15 protein-coding genes and 1 pseudogene are annotated in these 17,051 nt (G+C 67.6%); 7 read left to right on the plus strand and 9 right to left on the minus strand.

Annotation, left to right across the window (positions count from 1 at the left end; all coding sequences use genetic code 11):
* Positions 1 to 81 precede the first annotated feature (81 nt).
* Positions 82 to 1,320 (plus strand): MFS transporter, encoded by a 1,239-nt coding sequence (locus tag ACYVF6_RS26180; protein WP_460525183.1) that lies wholly within the window; start codon positions 82 to 84, stop codon positions 1,318 to 1,320.
* Here ACYVF6_RS26180 and ACYVF6_RS26185 read toward each other — a convergent pair.
* The gene (locus ACYVF6_RS26185) at positions 1,304 to 1,888 is read right to left on the minus strand and encodes a TetR/AcrR family transcriptional regulator (RefSeq protein WP_460525184.1); all 585 of its coding nucleotides are present in this window, start codon (positions 1,886 to 1,888) and stop codon (positions 1,304 to 1,306) included. The two genes, ACYVF6_RS26180 and ACYVF6_RS26185, sit on opposite strands and share 17 nt — an antisense overlap.
* 122 nt (positions 1,889 to 2,010) lie before the next feature.
* Here ACYVF6_RS26185 and ACYVF6_RS26190 point away from each other — a divergent pair, with 122 nt between their 5' ends.
* The gene (locus ACYVF6_RS26190; RefSeq protein ID WP_460525185.1) at positions 2,011 to 2,568 is read left to right on the plus strand and encodes a hypothetical protein; all 558 of its coding nucleotides are present in this window, start codon (positions 2,011 to 2,013) and stop codon (positions 2,566 to 2,568) included.
* A gap of 18 nt (positions 2,569 to 2,586) precedes the next feature.
* On the opposite strand, the gene ACYVF6_RS26195 is transcribed toward ACYVF6_RS26190, so the two are convergent.
* Positions 2,587 to 3,756, minus strand: a complete 1,170-nt coding sequence (locus ACYVF6_RS26195) for a M20 metallopeptidase family protein (RefSeq protein ID WP_460525186.1) — start codon at positions 3,754 to 3,756, stop codon at positions 2,587 to 2,589.
* 291 nt (positions 3,757 to 4,047) lie between these two features.
* On the opposite strand from ACYVF6_RS26195, the gene ACYVF6_RS26200 reads away from it, so the two are divergent.
* On the plus strand, positions 4,048 to 4,581 hold the full coding sequence (locus tag ACYVF6_RS26200) for a DEAD/DEAH box helicase family protein (RefSeq protein WP_460525187.1): 534 nt from the start codon (positions 4,048 to 4,050) through the stop codon (positions 4,579 to 4,581).
* 57 nt (positions 4,582 to 4,638) lie between these two features.
* Here the strand turns inward: ACYVF6_RS26200 and ACYVF6_RS26205 are convergent, their stop codons facing one another.
* The 3 genes from ACYVF6_RS26205 to ACYVF6_RS26215 all read right to left on the minus strand — a co-directional run bounded on the left by ACYVF6_RS26205 (position 4,639) and on the right by ACYVF6_RS26215 (position 7,374).
* Positions 4,639 to 5,421, minus strand: a complete 783-nt coding sequence (locus ACYVF6_RS26205) for an AAA family ATPase (RefSeq protein ID WP_460525188.1) — start codon at positions 5,419 to 5,421, stop codon at positions 4,639 to 4,641.
* Complete coding sequence (locus ACYVF6_RS26210; protein ID WP_460525189.1) at positions 5,343 to 6,338, minus strand: ATP-dependent DNA ligase; 996 nt, start codon at positions 6,336 to 6,338, stop codon at positions 5,343 to 5,345. Before ACYVF6_RS26210 ends, ACYVF6_RS26205 begins: the two co-directional genes overlap by 79 nt.
* A 151-nt stretch (positions 6,339 to 6,489) precedes the next feature.
* A complete protein-coding gene (locus ACYVF6_RS26215) occupies positions 6,490 to 7,374 on the minus strand; it encodes a LysR family transcriptional regulator (RefSeq protein WP_460525190.1) in 885 nt (294 codons plus the stop codon).
* A 67-nt stretch (positions 7,375 to 7,441) separates the two neighbouring features.
* Between ACYVF6_RS26215 and ACYVF6_RS26220 the strand changes: the two genes are divergently transcribed.
* Entirely contained in the window at positions 7,442 to 8,128 is a 687-nt protein-coding gene (locus ACYVF6_RS26220) for an O-methyltransferase (RefSeq protein ID WP_460525191.1), read from the plus strand.
* A 22-nt stretch (positions 8,129 to 8,150) separates the two neighbouring features.
* On the opposite strand, the gene ACYVF6_RS26225 is transcribed toward ACYVF6_RS26220, so the two are convergent.
* A complete protein-coding gene (locus ACYVF6_RS26225; RefSeq protein WP_460525192.1) occupies positions 8,151 to 8,720 on the minus strand; it encodes a dihydrofolate reductase family protein in 570 nt (189 codons plus the stop codon).
* A gap of 237 nt (positions 8,721 to 8,957) precedes the next feature.
* Between ACYVF6_RS26225 and ACYVF6_RS26230 the strand changes: the two genes are divergently transcribed.
* A complete protein-coding gene (locus ACYVF6_RS26230) occupies positions 8,958 to 9,392 on the plus strand; it encodes a DUF6319 family protein (RefSeq protein WP_460525193.1) in 435 nt (144 codons plus the stop codon).
* A gap of 604 nt (positions 9,393 to 9,996) precedes the next feature.
* The gene (locus tag ACYVF6_RS26235) at positions 9,997 to 10,929 is read left to right on the plus strand and encodes a hypothetical protein (protein ID WP_460525194.1); all 933 of its coding nucleotides are present in this window, start codon (positions 9,997 to 9,999) and stop codon (positions 10,927 to 10,929) included.
* Between the two features lie 53 nt (positions 10,930 to 10,982).
* Here ACYVF6_RS26235 and ACYVF6_RS26240 read toward each other — a convergent pair whose 3' ends face one another.
* From ACYVF6_RS26240 to ACYVF6_RS26250, 3 genes are all read right to left on the minus strand, one after another.
* Positions 10,983 to 12,311 (minus strand): hypothetical protein, encoded by a 1,329-nt coding sequence (locus ACYVF6_RS26240; RefSeq protein ID WP_460525196.1) that lies wholly within the window; start codon positions 12,309 to 12,311, stop codon positions 10,983 to 10,985.
* 39 nt (positions 12,312 to 12,350) lie between these two features.
* The gene (locus ACYVF6_RS26245) at positions 12,351 to 13,253 is read right to left on the minus strand and encodes an LLM class F420-dependent oxidoreductase (RefSeq protein ID WP_460525197.1); all 903 of its coding nucleotides are present in this window, start codon (positions 13,251 to 13,253) and stop codon (positions 12,351 to 12,353) included.
* Between the two features lie 71 nt (positions 13,254 to 13,324).
* Positions 13,325 to 16,000, minus strand: coding sequence for an exo-rhamnogalacturonan lyase family protein (locus tag ACYVF6_RS26250; RefSeq protein WP_460525198.1), 2,676 nt, complete (start codon positions 15,998 to 16,000; stop codon positions 13,325 to 13,327).
* Between the two features lie 506 nt (positions 16,001 to 16,506).
* Here ACYVF6_RS26250 and ACYVF6_RS26255 point away from each other — a divergent pair.
* A pseudogene (locus ACYVF6_RS26255) lies at positions 16,507 to 17,022 on the plus strand (carboxylesterase family protein); the annotation flags it as partial.
* Positions 17,023 to 17,051: the final 29 nt, after the last annotated feature.

Raw genomic sequence — 17,051 nt, forward strand, 5'->3', positions numbered from 1 at the left:
GGCTGCTGAGGGAGTGTCTGCCGAGCCAGGTACTCCCAGTACTCCCCAGAATGCCTGGGCGGCCTCTGGGAGCCTGGTCTCGTGAGTGGAGCAGAGGGACGTACCGACGCGGAGGTCGCACCCACGAGCGCGGACCCCGGTCGGCCGCGCGGTTTCGCACGCTGGATCGCGGCGAACCTCGGTACGGCGGTGCCGGCGTCGATGGCGCCCATCGCGTTCGGGCTGGCGACCCTGTCGTCGCAAGGCGACCTCAACGGGGGCGCGCTGATGATGACCGCGATGACCGCCACGCAGGTGGTCGGGGCGGTGCCGATCACAGCAGCGGGACGACGGTGGTCCGCGGCCGGCTACGCCCGGGCGCTCGCCGGCTTCCGGACGCTCGCGCTCGCCGGCCTCGGTGTCGCCATCGCCGCCCGCGCGCCGCTTGCCGTCCTGGTGGTCGCCGCGGGTCTCGCCGGGCTGGTCAACGGGGCGATCTTCGGGCTGCTGCGAGCGATCCTGAACGACATGGTGGCCGCGAACCAGCTGCCACGCGCGCTTGGCATCGCGGCGACCGCCAACGAGCTCATCTTCGTGATCGGGCCGATTCTCGCCTCGACGATCGGGGGCGCGTCGGTCCTCACGGCGGTCGGCATCATGGCGATCGCCAGTGCGCTGCCGCTGGTCACGCTTCCTCGCGTCGCGCATCGCATGGCGTCGGCGGCTGGGTCGGCATCTGGATCGGCGCCTGGGCCGGCGTTGGCCCGCGTACGACAGGGGGCGATGCGGCTGGGCACCATGGTGTGGTTGCTCGCCGCGGGCAGCGCTTCTGCCTGCGTGGCCTCGGTCGAGGTCGGCGCCGTGGCACTGGCGGTGCGCCACGAGCTCGCGCCCAGTGCGGCGTTCTTCTTCACGGTTCCGCTGTGTGTCGGCTCCGTGCTCGGAGGGGTCTGGACCAGCGTGCGCAACCGCCGCCTGCGGCAGCCGGCCGTCGTCGCGATGATGCTGCTGACCGTCGCCGGACTGGGCGCGGTCGCGTGGGACGGGTGGATCGGCTCCGCGATCGCCGGGGCCGTCCTGATCGGCTTGTTCCTCGCTCCGCTCGGGATGTCGTTCTCGCTGTTCCTCGACGACGTCCTCCCGCCGGATCGACGCGCCGAAGGCTTCGCCCTGCTGCGTACGTCGAAGGCCGTCGGCCTGATCGCCGCGTCGTCGGTGATCGCGTTCGGATCGCTGGCGGCGGCCTTTCTCGTCTCGGCGGCCCTCGCCTTCGGGTCGGCCATCGTCGTCGCCGCGCATGCACGCGGCAGCTTCAGGCGAGCGGTCAGTGCAGGACGGTGAGCAGGCCCTCGACGCCACGGTGGAACGCCGCTCCGACGCTGTCAACGCCGTCGAGGTGTGCACCGGACATCGCACCGTCGCGCATCATGACGAAGTGCCGTGCGGCGTGCTCCGGCTTGCCGCGCCGCGGTGAGGTCCCGAAGACCTGCGCGAAGAGCTCGGTGAGCGTGGCGACGTACCACGCTCGATGGTCGAGAATCACCTGGCGTACGGGGTCGTCGGGGTCGGGGTACTCCGCGGCGGCCTTGAGGAAGGCGCACCCGCGAAACTCCGGCCGGGCCAGGTCGTCGGCGACGGCGGTGCCGATCGCCCGCAGTGCGTCGGCGGCGGAGGGCGCTGCATCGACGGCGGCCTGGGTACCGGCGCGGATGCCGGTGTCGACACCGCGCAGGTAGGCGACCACGAGGTCTTCCTTCGAAGGGAAGTGCCGGTAGAAGGTCGCGCGGGTGGCCGGGGCCTCGGCGAGGATCCGCTCGACCCCGACCGCGCGGATGCCTTCGCGGTAGAACAGCTCGCTGGCCGTGGACAGCAACCGTTCCCGCGCCTCCGACCGGGTCTGCGTGGACATGGCTTTCACCGTAGCAGAAAGAACGATCGGTCTTGCAATCGGCGAGTGGATGTGCGAGGATCCGAACCATGGGAGAGAGAACGGTCTTTCTCCCTCGCGGTTTTCTTTGGAGAGGAACTGCCATGACCACGGCTACTACGCCAGTCACCGCAACCATCGCGGCGGCGCTTCGCCGGCTCTACTTCGTTCGTTTCGGGTTCGCGCTGATCTGGGCTGTCGTGCTCTTCCTGACCGCGTCGAGCATCGGGCCGGTGAGCGCGGCCCTGCTCGTGATCTACCCGCTGTTCGACGTGGGCGCGGCCGTCGTCGACGCCCGTTCCTCCCGGGCGAGCCAGTCTGCCCCGGGCCTCTACGCCAACATCGCGATCAGTGCGGTCACCACGGTCGGACTCGCGTTCGCCGTGACGTCCGGCATTCCGGCGGTGCTGCGGGTGTGGGGTGCGTGGGCCGTCGTGGCCGGGCTCGTCCAGCTCGTCGTGGCTCTGCGGCGGCGCGCGTTCGGCGGCCAGTGGGCGATGATCGTCAGCGGCAGCATCTCGACGCTCGCCGGGATCTCGTTCTTCCTGCAGGCCTCGAGCCCTCGCGCCGCGCTGACCAACCTGGCGGGCTACGCGCTGCTCGGCGGCATCTTCTTCCTGGTTTCGGCGCTGCGCCTCGGCCGTTCGCCCCGCCAGGGCTGACCTTTGTCCGGCTGTGCCTCAGGGACGCGCGCGGCTCGCGAGCCAGCCTGCCATCGCGCGGACGCCGACGCCGATCGCGCGCTCGTCCGGGGTGAACGTGCCGAAGTGCGGGTAGCTGGTCTCGATGCCGGCGCCAGGTGCTCGTACGCCGAGGAACGAGTAGGTGCCCGGCAGCCGGTCGAAGAACAGCGCGAAGTCCTCACCGCTGAACGGAATCGCGGCGTGCAGCGTGCCCACCCGGTCGCTGCCGAACGTGTGCTGCAGATGACGCTTGACGGCGTTCGCCTCGTGCGGCGGGCACTTCATCGCGGGGGACGGTTCGCCCGCGAAGGCCACCGTCGTTCCGGCGATCGAGCCCGCGAGGCGGCGGATGGTTTCGCGCAGCTCGACGTACCGTTCCTCCGGCCAGCAGCGGTATGCCACTTTTACGTGCGCTCGTTCGGCGGTGCTGGAGTCCGAAACGCCCGCCTGCATGAAGACGAACTCCCGCAACGGCCCGTCCGGCGTCTGGGCGTCCACCAGGAACTGCTCGAGCGTGGCGGGCGTGGTGGGCGGCGCTGTCGTGCCGAGCGCGTCGACCTCGGTGGCGATTTCCTGCGCGCGCGAAACCGCGCCGGCGCCGATGACCGTGATGACGCCGTAGTCCTGGCCGGGCATGCCGTAGCCGGGCATGACCACGAACTCCCCGACCGGGAACGGGCCGCAGTGCAGGGCATGGATCTCGCTTGGACTCGCGTCGCCGAACACGTCGTCGGCCAGCATCGCGGCGGCGCCGGTGAGGGCCTCCTCGGCGGGCTGGAAGACGAACACGATCGTGCCGGCGAGCTGGTGGCGGAGGCCGGCCAGCACCTCGGCAACGCCCACACCGATGGTGGTGTGCAGGTCGTGGCCGCAGAGGTGGGCGTTCTCGGTGCCGCCGCCGAACTGGTCCTCCGGCCGCACCGCGTCCATGTCCGCCCGGTAGGCGACCGTGCGGCCACCGCGACTGCCCTCCAAGATGCCGACGACACCGTGCCCGCCAACCCCCGTCCGCACCTCCAGCCCGGCGGCGCGGAGTGCTTGCGCGACCAGGCCTGCGGTCCGCCGCTCCCCACCGGCGATCTCGGGGTGCCGGTGAATGTCCCGTCGCAGCTCGATCAGGCTGCTTTCCCGCTTGTTTGTCGCGGCATCGATCGCATCCTGATTCACCGGATCTCCTTCGTGGGCGGTGACGGCTCGTCGTACGGAATCCTGCGCTGCGTGCGGGCATGAAGCATCAGGGATAGCACGGAGACGCGCCCTGGGTCACCCATCGGGCTAGACGATCTGTTCCAAGGGGTCGCCGGTCAAGCGCGCGGCGCATGGCGCCGTTCGTGGGGGTGGGCACAGCCGGAGGAGAAGCCAGGAGGGGCCTCCGGCGATCGACGACAACGCAGCCAGCGTGGATGCCAGGCGTCGCGCGTCAGGCGACCCCTGGAATAGATCGTCTAGGCTCGCGATGTGCTTGTCTGGCTGAACGGGACCTTCGGTGCGGGAAAGACGACGACGGCCAACGAACTGGTCAAACTCGTCCCGGCCTCGAGAATCTTCGACGCCGAACAGGTCGGTTACATGCTGAGCCACGTCCGGGATCTGCCGCGGCTGGGGGACTTCCAGCACTGGCCGCCGTGGCGTCACCTGGTCGTGGAGACCGCTTCACAACTCCTCAACTACGTCGGCGGAGTTCTGGTGGTCACTCAGTCCGTACTCGTCGAGCAGTACTGGACTGAGATCCGTTCCGGCCTGGACAAGGCCGGCATTGAGCTCCACCACGTCGTACTCCACGCCGACCACGACACTCTCGCCGAGCGCATCATCGGCGACGAGGAAACGAACTCCGCCTTCCCCACCGCCCGCCAGTGGCGGCTCGACCACCTTGCCGCCTACCAGCGTGCGCGATCCTGGCTCGACCAAGCCGGCGACGTCATCGACACCACGCACGTGAGCTCGGCGGAGGTCGCTCGGCTGATCGTCGCCAAACATCGCCTTGCCTGAACCCGAGGCGGCGACAGGGCCCGCACCTTCGGACCCGGTCTGGCCGGAGGCCCACCGCTATTCGATGTCGAGGGGATGCATGAGCCCTCGGCCATGGTCGATTGCGTCGTGGATCGCTCGCGCGGTCGCTTCTGGCGTGAGCCGGCTGTTGTCCACAACGTGCGTCCAGTCACCGAGCGCCTGGCGGACCTCGACAAGCATGTCGACCGCCTCCGCCGCCCGCTGCCCGTCGACGGCCTCGCGGGCGGCTTTGGAGCGTTGCGCTATTCGTTGACGGAGGATTTCCTCTCCTGGATCCAGCGTGATGTGGTGGACGCCGGCGTTCTCGAGGTGAAACGGTCGTACGAGCTCCCGCGCAGCCTGTTGTTTCCAGTGCCCGTTCGATGCGATCGCCACCCAGCTGAAACCAGAACGCAGGAAGCCCATAGCGGTCTGCTGCAGCAACCGTCCCGACACCTCGTAGTAGCGCTCGATTCGATCCGGCGGACACCTCCAGTGCGGATCGATCATCATGTAGAACTGGTCGGACTCGAGCACCGCAACCTCCCCGACGACGTCGATCAGCGTCCCTCGCATCGACCTCAGAGTCTCCGACTTGCCGACCCCGATCGCCCCGCTGATTACGACAACTCTCTTCATCGTCCTCCAACTGAACGGTGTCCCAACCGCGGTTACACGGTGAGCACGGGACAGGTGCCGGTTCAGCGTAGACCGACGGCCCACGCATCTCCTGGCGCCGAGGCCGCCTTTCGGTGGCCCGGCTATTCGATGTCGAGGTCGAGGGGGACTTCGGCGGGGTCGACGTCGCGGAGGCGGAAGACGCGTTGTTTGTGGCGCCATTTGCCGGCGCCGGTGGCCGGGTCGGCGCGGATTTCGACGACGAGGGTGGGTTCGACACGGGTGTACGGAGCAGGCTCGCGGTCGGTCATCCAGTGCTGCGGTAACTCTTCCGGCCACGGGTGGTCGGTGCCGGCGGGTTGCAGCAACGGTGCCAGTTGGGTGGCCAGGTGGTTGTCGATCGCGCTGCTGCGGCCGGCGATGTCGAGGTCGCCGGTGGTGGAGTTGTAGCGGCCGAGCAGCAGCTCCAGCGGCCGGTCGGCGTCGCCGGTGTAGCCGCCGACGATGGCTTCGGTGGTGACGAACCGTTTGACCTTCAGCCAGGCGCCACGCTGCCCCGCTTGATAAGTGCTGGCTGCGGGTTTGGCGACGATCCCCTCGACGCCGACGGCGGCCAGGTCGCGGTTCCAGGCCAGCGCGGTGTCGTAGCTGGCCGTCTGCATGCCCAGCTGCAGCGGACTGGCGGACGGGATGCCGCGGAACAAGCCCTCCAGCACGAGCCGCCGGTCGGATAACGGACGGCTGCGTTGGTCGGTGCCGGCGGTCTCGAGGACGTCGAAGCAGATGAAGTGCGCCGGCTCGGAGGCGGCCAGCTGCCTGGCGCGGCCGCGGTTACGGAAACGGCGCTGCAGGCATTCGAAGTCGAGCCGGTTGTTGTTCCAGCGCACGATCTCCCCGTCGAGCACCGTGCTGCGGGGCAGTTCGGCGAACAGCGCGCCGACGATCTCGGGGAACACCTGATCCAGCGGCTTGTCGTTGCGGCTGTACAGCTCGATCTGCCCGCCCTCACCACAGATCGCGACGGCGCGGTAGCCGTCCCATTTGGGTTCGTAGCGAAACCCCTCCGAGCCGGCCGTGGGAGCGGGGATCTGGTCGACGCTCTTGGCCAGCATGGGTTTCACCGGCAGGTGAACATGCACACTCTCCCTTTACCCTGCAAGACCCGGCAAAGCAACCGATCACGATATGTCGCAAAGGAGGAGTTGACGATTCCGAACGTCCCACGTCGTACCCAAAGGTGGTCCACGCCAACTCCGGCCGGACGGCGAACCGGCGCCGCCGCGCGCCACTTCAGGCGCGAAGGAGTTCGGACACGCACCCGCGCAGCCATCGGTGGGCTCCGTCGTTCTCGTGCCGGCGGTGCCAGGCCTGGGAAACCGTGACGGTGGGCAGCTCGACGGGAGACTCCAGCAGCTCCACGCCCGGCACCCACGACACGGACCGTCCCGGGAGGAGCCCGACCAGGTCGGTTCGCGCGACGACCAGCATCGCCTCGGTGTAGTCCGGTACGACTGCGACGACCCGGCGGTGCAGCCCGTACCCCCTCAGCGCCGCATCCAGTGGTCCTGCCGCCAAACCGCGCCGCGATGCGCTGACGTGGAGAGCTTCCGCGATCCGCTCCGGCGTGAGCCGGCTCTGGGTGAGTGGATGGCCGGATCGTACGGCGAGCATCATCCGCAACTCCGCCAGCGGCTCGACCCGCACGTCCGGCGACATGTCGTCGAACACCCCGACCTGGAGGTCGACGTCGCCGTCGCGTAGGCGGGAGACGTCAGCCGCGCTCTCCCCGAGAAACCGCACGGTGACGCCGGGCGCCTCGGCTTGCATTCGGGCGAGCAGTTCCGGGCCGAGCGCCGCCGCCAGGTCGGCCGCGAGGATCGAGAACGTCCGGCTCAGCCGCGGCAGGTCCGGTACGCCCGGTGGGGTGAAGATGCGCCGCGCCTGTTCGAGCAGCTCCCGGGTCTGCGCCTGGATCTCCAGCGCTCGCGGTGTCGGCGTCATCGTACGGCCGGTACGAACCAGGATCGGATCACCGGTCGCCTTCCGGATCCGGCCCAGCGTCCGGCTCATCGCCGGACCCGAAAGGTGCAGCCGCCGGGCAGCGCCACCGACGCTGCGTTCCTCCAGCAGCGCGTCGAGCGCCGTCAACAGGTTCAGGTCCATCCTGGAGTGCATCCAACACATCCTTCAGGTGTAAAAGATGCATTTGAAGTTAACCTATCCGCGCCGTAGCGTCGATCGCATGCTCAACGAACCCGCCGTCACCGCCATCCTCGACGACCTGCACCAGGCAGCTCGGCGAGACTGGCAGCAGATCCACAAAGTGCTGCCCCGCTTCGTGTTCAGCAAGCTCACCGGACGCAGCCTCATGCGCTCCCTTACGCCGGCGATGCTGCGCGACATGTACATCCCGGTCTCCCGCCAGGACGGCCGGCTGCTGTACGGACTGGCCAGGGGAATGGGCGCGCGACACGTCGTCGAGTTCGGCACCTCGTTCGGCATCTCGACGATCTACCTCGCAGCCGCGGTACGCGACAACGGCGGCGGCCGCGTCGAAACCACCGAGATCGAACCCGCCAAATGCCGCGAAGCCGCCGCCAACCTGCGACGAGCAGGACTCGACGACCTCACCGAAGTCCTGGAGGGCGACGCGCTGCAAACGCTGAAAACCGTCGACGAGCCGATCGACCTGCTGTTCCTGGACGGCTGGAAGGACCTCTACCTCGCCGTCCTCGAACTCCTGAAGCCGCGGCTACGGCCCGGTGCACTGATCATCGCCGACAACGTCAACCTCGCCGACACCAAGCCCTACCTCACGCGGGTACGGACCGATCCGGACTTCTTCTCCACGCTCCTGCCCGGCCAGCGGATGGAATGCTCCTGGTACCTGAAGGACAGGCCAAAGAGTTCGATCTCGGAAGAGGGCTAGCGCGACTCTGAACCTCGCCTTGTCAGCGGATGCGGTAGGAGAGGTGGGTGACACCGTTGCCCTCGGACACGGTGGGGCCATCAAGTCGGATGGGCAGCGCCTTGGAGCTGTCAAACAGGCGCACGCCCGTTCCAAGCAGTACTGGCGCGACGTGGAGGCGCAACTGGTCGACCAGGCCGGAGGCAAGGTACTGCCAGCCGGTTTCGCCGCCCATCAGAACCACGTCGCGGCCCCCCGCGGCGGCCGTGGCCTGCTCCAGTGCCACAGCGATCCCTTCAGTAACGAACCTGAAGCTGCCGCGAGCCTGCGGCAAGGGAGGGCGGGCGCGATGGGTGAGCACATAACACGACACCGGGAAAGGCACATCACCCCAAGGGCCGATCCCCGTATCGAAGGTCCGCCTGCCCATGATGACCGCACCAGTTGTGGCATGTACCTCGTCGACGACTGCCACGCCGTGGCCTGGATCGCCGCCAGCCATCCACTCGTGCAGGAGCTCGCCGTTCTCACCCAACGGATGTCGCGGGTTGATGTTCGGGCCGGCGACGAACCCGTCAACCGACACACTCACATCCCAGACCAGGTGTCCCATCCTCAGATCTCCCTTCTCATACCTAGGTAGACCAGGCGAGGGGCGGAACCTCATCGGCGGGACGGTGTCTGTCATGACTGGTCCAGGTGGGCCTGGCGTGGGGACCACGCCGGAAAGTTCGACTCGCCGGAGCGTGCCTTAGTCGAACTGGTGTTCTATCTGCTGGTAGAGTGTGGGCTCGTTCAGCAAGTCCCCCAGCAAGGCTGACACCACGACCTTCTTGAAGGAGCAGCAGGTATGGCGGATGACAGCGCCGCGCAGCCGGAAGCACTGACGGAGCAGCCAGAGCCTACGCCGGCAGTCGATGCCGAGCCTACGACCGACACCCCGGGCGACGACCCTTCCGACGACAAGCCCAAGCGCGGCCGGCCGCGTAAGGCCGCGGCGGGCAAGGCGCAGGGCATCGAGTTGGTGCTCACGGTGTCCGGCAGCGGTGAAGCGACGGAGTGGACGGCCGAGGTCTCCCACGGCAGCAAGCGCGTGGTGAAGGGCCTGCAGATCCCGGCAACCGCGGTGGCGGCAGCAGCCAAGGACCTCCACCCCGACATCGCCGACGCGATCGAGACCGTCCTCAGCGCCGCCCGCGACCGCCAGCGTTCCCGCGTCGAAGCCCTCCAAGCCGAACTCGAAGCCGCCCAACGCGCCCTCGCCGAACTCGGCGACAACGAATAGGGCGGTCCACAAACCTCCGTCCGCCTTCACCTACCGGCGATTGGCAGCGCCCCAGGTGAAGGCGGACGGCTACGGTACGCGCCACGCCACAGGTGTCCGTCCAGCTCGCCTGAGCGGGCACCTCTCGTTATCGGCTATTGCGCCCAGCGTTCTCACTCCCTTACGCTGAGCAGCGGGTGTGAGAGTCACACCGGGCCGTGACATGCGGCGACCTGGCGAAACGAAAGGCCGTGGGGGATGGGCCGTGGTGGTTCGTACAACGTCCAGGCGCTCAAACGGGTCGGCGAGCACAACATTCCTCAGCTCGCCGAGGATGTCAGGGCAGTCCAGCACGAGATTGCCAACGTTACGCGGGGGTCGGCAGAAGCATTCGACTCGCCTGGACTTGGCGACTGTCTCTCAATGTTTGGCGCGACTGGCGCTCAGTGGGAACAAACGTGCCAGGCCTTCGCTCAGATCCTGTCAACGTCGTCGGAACGGATCGATCGAGCTGCCACGGCGATCGCCATGATCGCTGACAGCTATGCCGCAAACGAGAGCACAGGGGCGGGCTTCCTCAGCACGTTTGTCGAGAGACTCGAGAAACCTTGATCCCGGGGGAACGATGCACGGGGATACAGAGTTCAACTACCAGCTGAGCGACTACATCAAGCAGATCGTTGCCCGAGCCTCGGAGCCTGTTCCAGGGAAGTACTACGAGGTTTATCCCGGGGTCTGGGGTGAACCCATCGCAGTAGATCGGAACCTGCTGTTCAACCCGCTCACGCCACCGTGGGCTGTGCAACCATACGACTCATTTACGCTTCAACCGCCGGCCGATCAGTGGTACGCGCTGTTCCTCCCGTTCAGCAAAGGAAGTCTCGATGCGGCGACGGAGGCCCAGGACGCGATCCGGCGTTCGATCCGTAACCAGCTGAGCGACCTCGCAGACGGCAGCAACCTCGGACCGATCGGCGTCATCCGAGACGTTCTCGAAGACTGGGACGGCGAGCCCGATAGCGCTGCCTTCAAGTTCAAGTCGGTATACCTGCCCGATCTCTACGAGGTCTTCAAGAACCAGATCGAGATCGCGGAGGCCCTGGGTTTCGTCATCTCCGCTCACGCCGCGATCATCGACGCGGCTCGCGAGGGCGTCCTCAACATCTGCAAAATGACCCTCGCCCGGTTCGATCAAGCCAAAGCTGAGCAACGGGCTGCGGCGAAGCAGGCTCTCGCGGATCTGGGCGAGCAGATCGCGGGGGTGGCCGCCGACGCTATCGACGGTCCCAAGTCGATCGTCTCGTCGGCCCTAAAAGGGCTCGGACAGTCTTTGGCCAAGGAAATCGCTGGCCCTTCGGGCGAGACCCCCTGGGATATCTGCGAGACGATGGGAACCGCCGTCGTCCAGCTTCGGGAGTCGGTACTGGACGAGGAGAAGTTGATTCAGCGTTCCTTGCGGGACCTAACCAACGACTACTTCTTGATCGGGGACAGAACGGCCGGCGTCCCGATGCTGCCGCAGGACGTTCGCCTGCCATCTGATTCTGGCCGGGCATAGGCTGACGGGCAGCCGGCTGAGACGACTACGAGGCCGCAAGCCGAAGCATGGCTTCACATCCGGTCCCATTGGGCGCGCATGACAGCCGATGCCTGGGTGAGTAGGTCCGCCTGTCCAGCACCGTTCTCAACCATGACTTGTGCGAGCAGCAAGCCGTGTGTAGCAACGACGACTGCGCGCTGCGGCTCGTCGGCAACGGCGTTCTTCATGACCAGGCCACGTGCGCCCGGGACGCCGGCAACTGGTGCTCTGTCGACGTCTGGATACTCGTCGTTGGAGGCATACGCGCTGATCATCGCGTTGGCGTAGGCTGCCGCATCCCGTTCGTTCCGAAAGGCGTACAGGCGCACAGCGGCGACTGTCGTCCCCTTCTTCAAACCCCTGGAAACGCCGTAAGCGAACCCGGCCTCCCGAAGCGAAAGCTCGATCTCGTTCTTGGACTCGTTACTCAGGTTCGCGGAGACCAACGCAGCGGCCTCGATGCCAAGCAGTCCGTTGGCGCCGGTCGCAGCCTTGTATCCCGGCAGGTCGGCTGCTGACAGGACACTGCGGCTGAGATCCAGCGCTTCCCCCGCTCCCAGCGGCCCGTGCAGACCGGCGCCGGTCGCGATCCGCCAGCGCAGGTCTGAGTAGACCAGGCCTACGGTCTCGGCGAACAGACCGCTGTTGCCGTCGGCCTCGTACGAACTCCTCAGCTCGCCGGAGACCCTCGAGCCGTCGATGGCACGGACGCCGGCAAGGTCGATTCGGATTGATCGCGGACCTGCACGGCCCTTTGCCGCGGCTGAGCAGAAGTCCACCAGCTTCCGGGCCGTCTCTCCGGACGCAGACCAGAAGTCTTCGTCCACCAGGCCAGGCAGTTTGCCGCAGGCGCCTTTCTCGTAACCTTGAACGTAGTCGTCGACCACCTGAAGCGGCGTCAACCCGACCTGCACCAGACCACCGGTTTCGACTTGCCACTCGCCATCTGTTCTGACGAGGTCGGCACGCTCCACCCGAAGCGCCGTCCCCCTGTAGGCAAGCTCGAATCCGACGGTGGCTCGTTCGTCGCTCTCCGAGATGACGTGAACGTTCTCCACGGTCGACTCGAAACCACTGGTCGAGGCCGCGCACTGCTTCAGGAACTCGTCTCGCGACGCCCTCTCAGAGGGGCCCGTCGCAACCAGCGCCAGAACGTCGTCACAGCGCCCTTCGCTTTGGGCCTTGAAGAACTCCTCAATGGCCTCTTCCACGCCGTGGGATGACGACATCCGGCCGAAGCCCCATGATGCGACCTGCCAAACGGCGGCCACCAGCACGACAACGCCACTCAGGGCAAGGACACCCAGCCACTTGGATCTCCCACGAGCCCGTTCCGGCTTGGAAGCGCCTCGTAACGACATGTGACAAACCCTAACCGTACCCCGGTCTGGGTTCGTCCATCAGGCCGTGGGATCGACTGGCGCGCCCACCGGGAACGGCCGGCCCAGCGGTTCGACCGCTCGGACCAGTTCGGCGAGGAATTCGTACACGCCCGGCTCGAACGGGTCCGGGGGCACCAGGATCGCCAGGTCGATGCCGAGCTCCGAAAGGCCCGCCAGCCGGTCGGTTACGCGGGCGAGGTCCCGGTCGTCGTGGAGGAAGCCGGCGGTGGTTTTGGTGATGTCGGCGTACGGGCGGCCGACCTCCGCGCAGTGCTCCTCGAGCACCGCGAGCTTGTGCGCCACGTCAACGTAGTCGAAGATGTTGCACGCGTCCGCGTACTCCGCGACCATCCGCAAAGTCTTCCGCTCCCCACCCCCCGCGAGCATGATCGGCGGCCGGCGGATCGGCGCCGGCACGTTCAACGGCCGCTCGAGCTGGAAGTGCTTGCCCGCATACGGAGCCGAGGAGCCCGCGAACATCTGCCGGACGATCTGCAGCGACTCCTCCAACCGTTCATAGCGGACGCCCAACGGCGGGAACGGAATCCCCAAACCCCGGCACTCGTCCGCGTTCCACCCGGCCCCCACGCCAAGCCACGAACGCCCACCGGACAAGACGTCGAGCGTCGTTGCGAGCTTGCCCAGGTGCCCCGGATAGCGGAAGTGCGCCGCGGTCACCATCGTGCCCAGCTCGATCGTTCGGGTACGAGCGGCCGCCCACGCCAGCACCGCCCAGCCCTCCAGCACCGGCTCGTCGTCGGCCTGTCCCGCGATCGGCGGCACCTGGAAGAAGTGATCCATCGTCCAGAAACTGTGGAGACCGGCCTGCTCGCAGCCCTCGATGATGCTCAGCAGCTTCGGCCCCATCGCCGCCGGACCGCCCGGCCACGTCATGTCCATGACGTTCACTCCGATTTTCATGGCACATACGCTAGGGCAGAATCCGCCGGGTACCCGCCGAACCGGGACCGATATCGGACGACAAGCAAGACCTACGGCAAGTGCTCACCCACCAATGCGAGCGTCTGGATCGCCGCCAGCGCGTATTGCGCCGTCGCGTTCGTCGAGACGAAGGCCGCCTCGTCGACGGGGTTGAGCACGTTCGGTCCATCGATCCGCACTGACTGCCACGACAAGGTACGCGGATAGCCCGCGTCGCCGCGGTAGAACTCCGCCCACGCCCGCTGTGCCAGCGAAGCGTCCGACAGCCGAGCAGCCGCATAGGCCGTCAGCCGGCAGTGCGCCTGGCGCAGGTTGAGGTTGCCCAGCGACTGCCCGAGCTCGGCGGTCTGTTCCGCCGCCGTGGCGTTGTAGAGACGGCAGTACTGCAACCACGCCTGCTCGAACGCCGGATCGTCCACCAGCGAGATCAGCTCGCTGCAGATCTCCACCTTCCCGAACACCGACGACAGGTGCGACACCCCGACCGTCGGCGTCGGAACGTGGTACGAACCGTCGTCCAGGTCGTACAGAACGCCATCGGTGAAGTGTCCGTAACGCATCGCGCCGATCGTCCGCATCCCGTTCAGCAGCTTGGTTTTCGCGATCGGCGAGCCACCGCGTTCCCACTCGGTCAGCCACGCCGACGCGAGCGAGCCCCAGTCGGTGCCCAGCCCGATCGACAGCGCGTGCGGGTCCGGTTCGTACGGCTCGGTGCGGATCTTGCGGATCGGATCCAGTGTCAGGAACGTCGCGTCGGAGTCGACCTGCTCGTGCAGCAGCTCGCCCGTCCGCTCGTCGGCCGTCAGGAAGTAGTAGAAACGCCGGTACGCGGCCGTCGAGATCCGCACCTGCTTTGCCGAGTCGCCGAAGTGCAGAACGTTGTGCCGCGTCCCGAGTCCCTTGAACCGTCCCAGGTGATAGACGTCGACCTCGCCGGTGTGCCGGGTCATCGCCTCCGCGAGCCGCCAAACGTCCGCGCGGCCCGAACGCAGATAGCTGTACCAGAGCCACAGGTCCGGCGACAGCTCGGAGTTGTCCCAGCCGAAACCCCCAATGTCGTAACGCCATTGGTGCCGATCGCCATCGTAGGTGTGCATGACGTCGCCGTAGTTCCAGAAGCCGTACCACCGGTGCTGCTCGATCTGCTTCTGGTAGTAGTCGATCAGGAAGTCCAGCCGGTCCTCGATCTCGACCTTCGCCGGCGTCGAACGATCGACCGGCGCCCAGTCGCCGAACACGCCTGCCGCGTGCAGCCGCGCGGGCGGAACGGCAAGCCGGCTTGGGAAATCGACCTCACCGGCCATCGCAGCCAGCCGCGAAGCGGCCGGCGTCGAAGCCAGCGCCCAGAACGTCAGCTCGCTCGTACGCGCGATGCCGACCGGCGTGCCGAAGCCGGGCTCGTAGTCCTCGTAGGTGATCTCGAGCCCTTCCAGCTGCTCGGCGTAGGTGTCCTGCCCCATGCCGTCGTGGTAGAAGCGCAGGTCCATCGGCCGCGCCTCAGGCGACCACATCCACGCCGTCGCCGACGCCTCGTCGGTGTCAGCGCGACGGATGTCGAGCGATGCCGGATGCGACTGCCAGAAGTCACGCAGCCCGAACGCCAGGCCGCCGCTGACCCCGCCGACGTACGCCAGTCCGGACGCACGCCGCCCGCCTCCGACGTCGACCCAGCACTGGTTTTCCTTTGTACGCTTGCGAATCTGGAAGCCGTCGGCACTCAGCTGGCTGAGCGTGTAGTCGCCCCAGTTCGGGATCAGGTGCAGCCGGCTGCTCACCCTGGCGTCCCAGGTCTCGACGGCGGGCGTCCGCTGCCCGGCGACCTGCGCGGCGCGCACGGCCGCGCCCGGGTCACGGCGCAGGCCGGTCAGGCCCTTGACCGCCTCCGACAGCAGGCCGTCGCCCTCGCCGGCGAGCCGGACGTGCCGGTTGTACAGCTCGTCACTCATCGGCACCGCGAACCGCACGCCCAGCCCGGCGATGAAGCGCCGCTCGGGATCGCCGTCGAAGATGAACGTGTGGAGCATGCGCACGTTCTCCGCGCCGGCGTAGAAATAGAGCCGCACGATGAACGGCAGCCACGAACCGCCGTTGCGGTCGCGGTGCTTGCCTTCCACGCGTACGACGGCGCGCACCGGGCCTCGCTGCTCGACCTTCGCGTGTTCGACGAAGCCGGTGTAGCGGCGTCTGCGAGCGCTGCCTTCCTCGGCGTCCGAAACGTTGTCCTGCGTCAGGCAGACCAGCTGCCCCTCCCGAGCGATGACCTGGTCGCCGCGGCTCAACGACTGCACCAGATCCGTACCATGCTTGGCGATCCGGCACTGCACGACGCCGGTGTCGACGATGATGTGGCCGGCCGACTCGCGTACGGTCACGGCTTGCTCGGGCGCCGCGGGCTCGCCCGGCTCGACCACGAAGGCCTCTCCGCCGCTGAGCCCGGGCCCGGCGGCGTGCGCGCTCCACTTGAGCGATCCGTCCGGCCAGTAGCCGATCGGCCAGCTCTGCAGGGGAATCGCCGTGCCGGAAGTCGTACGAAGACTGAACGCCTGGTCGGGCCGCAACACGCCCTTCGGCCACGGCACGCCCCATGTCGTGCCGGCGAGCTCAGTGGGCGCGGAGTCGCCGAGCCAGCCGAGCGCCGTGTCCGGTACCGCCTCCGCCTCCGCCTGTTGGCCGGTCTGGGCCTGCGCTTCCGCTCGGCCGGTCGACAGGTGCGCGGCGGCGCCCATGGCGATGCTCCCAACAACGAATCCACGACGAGAAAAAGCCGACATCATCGACTCCTCGAAACCAGACGGATAAGGCGTTCACGCGCCATCCACCGGATTCGACGACGTTTCGACGACGTTCGACGAGCCCAGTGGGTAAGCGCTTACTCGTTCCTCAACCTAGGTCGGTCCGAGCGGTCTGACAACGCCACCGATGGCCGGTTGCGGACCTCACGCCCAAGCGATCGGCCCAGCCGGCTGGTATCCGTCGTTCGCGGGCAGCTGAGTGGGAAACGCGACGAAAGTTGGATGATTGCTGACCAATCTGCCGATGCCATCCCTGGCGGCCACCGCGAGGGTTGGCTCATGTGGTTCAGACCAAATTTTCCGCGGGTCGCCGCGGTCGTTGCCGCCGGCCTGACCGTTCTGCTGGGCGGCACGTCCTGCGCGGTCCGCAGAGCGCGCAGCGTCAGCCGAACCAGGCGCATGCGTCGAGCCGGCCGCCTCGGACCGCCCCTGCGACAACGGTGACGACAGCGCAGGGTCGCCTGCGGGGCGCTGTCGGCCGTGGCGTCACCACCTTCCAAGGCGTCCCGTATGCCGCCCCGCCGGTCGGCACGCGGCGCTGGCATGCTCCAGTAGCGCCCGCGGCCTGGAAGGGCACCAGGCAGGCGACCCGGCCTGGCCCGGCCTGCGCACAGCCGGAGGTCAGGGACTCCTCGGAGGACTGCCTCTACCTGAACGTCACGACGCCATCGACCATCGGCAAACGACCGGTCGTGGTGTGGCTGCATGGCGGAGCGTTCAGCTCCGGATACGGCGCCCAGTACGACGCGAGCCGGATTGCCAAGCAGGGCGACGTCACCGTCGTCACCGTGAACTCCCGGCTGGGCGCGCTCGGCTTCTTCGCCCACCCGGACCTGCCGAACTCCGGCGGCTACGGGCTGCAGGATCAGCAGGCCGCGCTGCGCTGGGTACGCGCGAACGCCGCGGCCTTCGGCGGCGACAGCGAGAACATCACGCTGATGGGCGAGTCGTCCGGAGGCGCCAGCGTCTGCGCCCAGCTCACCTC

It is taken from the genome of Flindersiella endophytica, assembly GCF_054779015.1.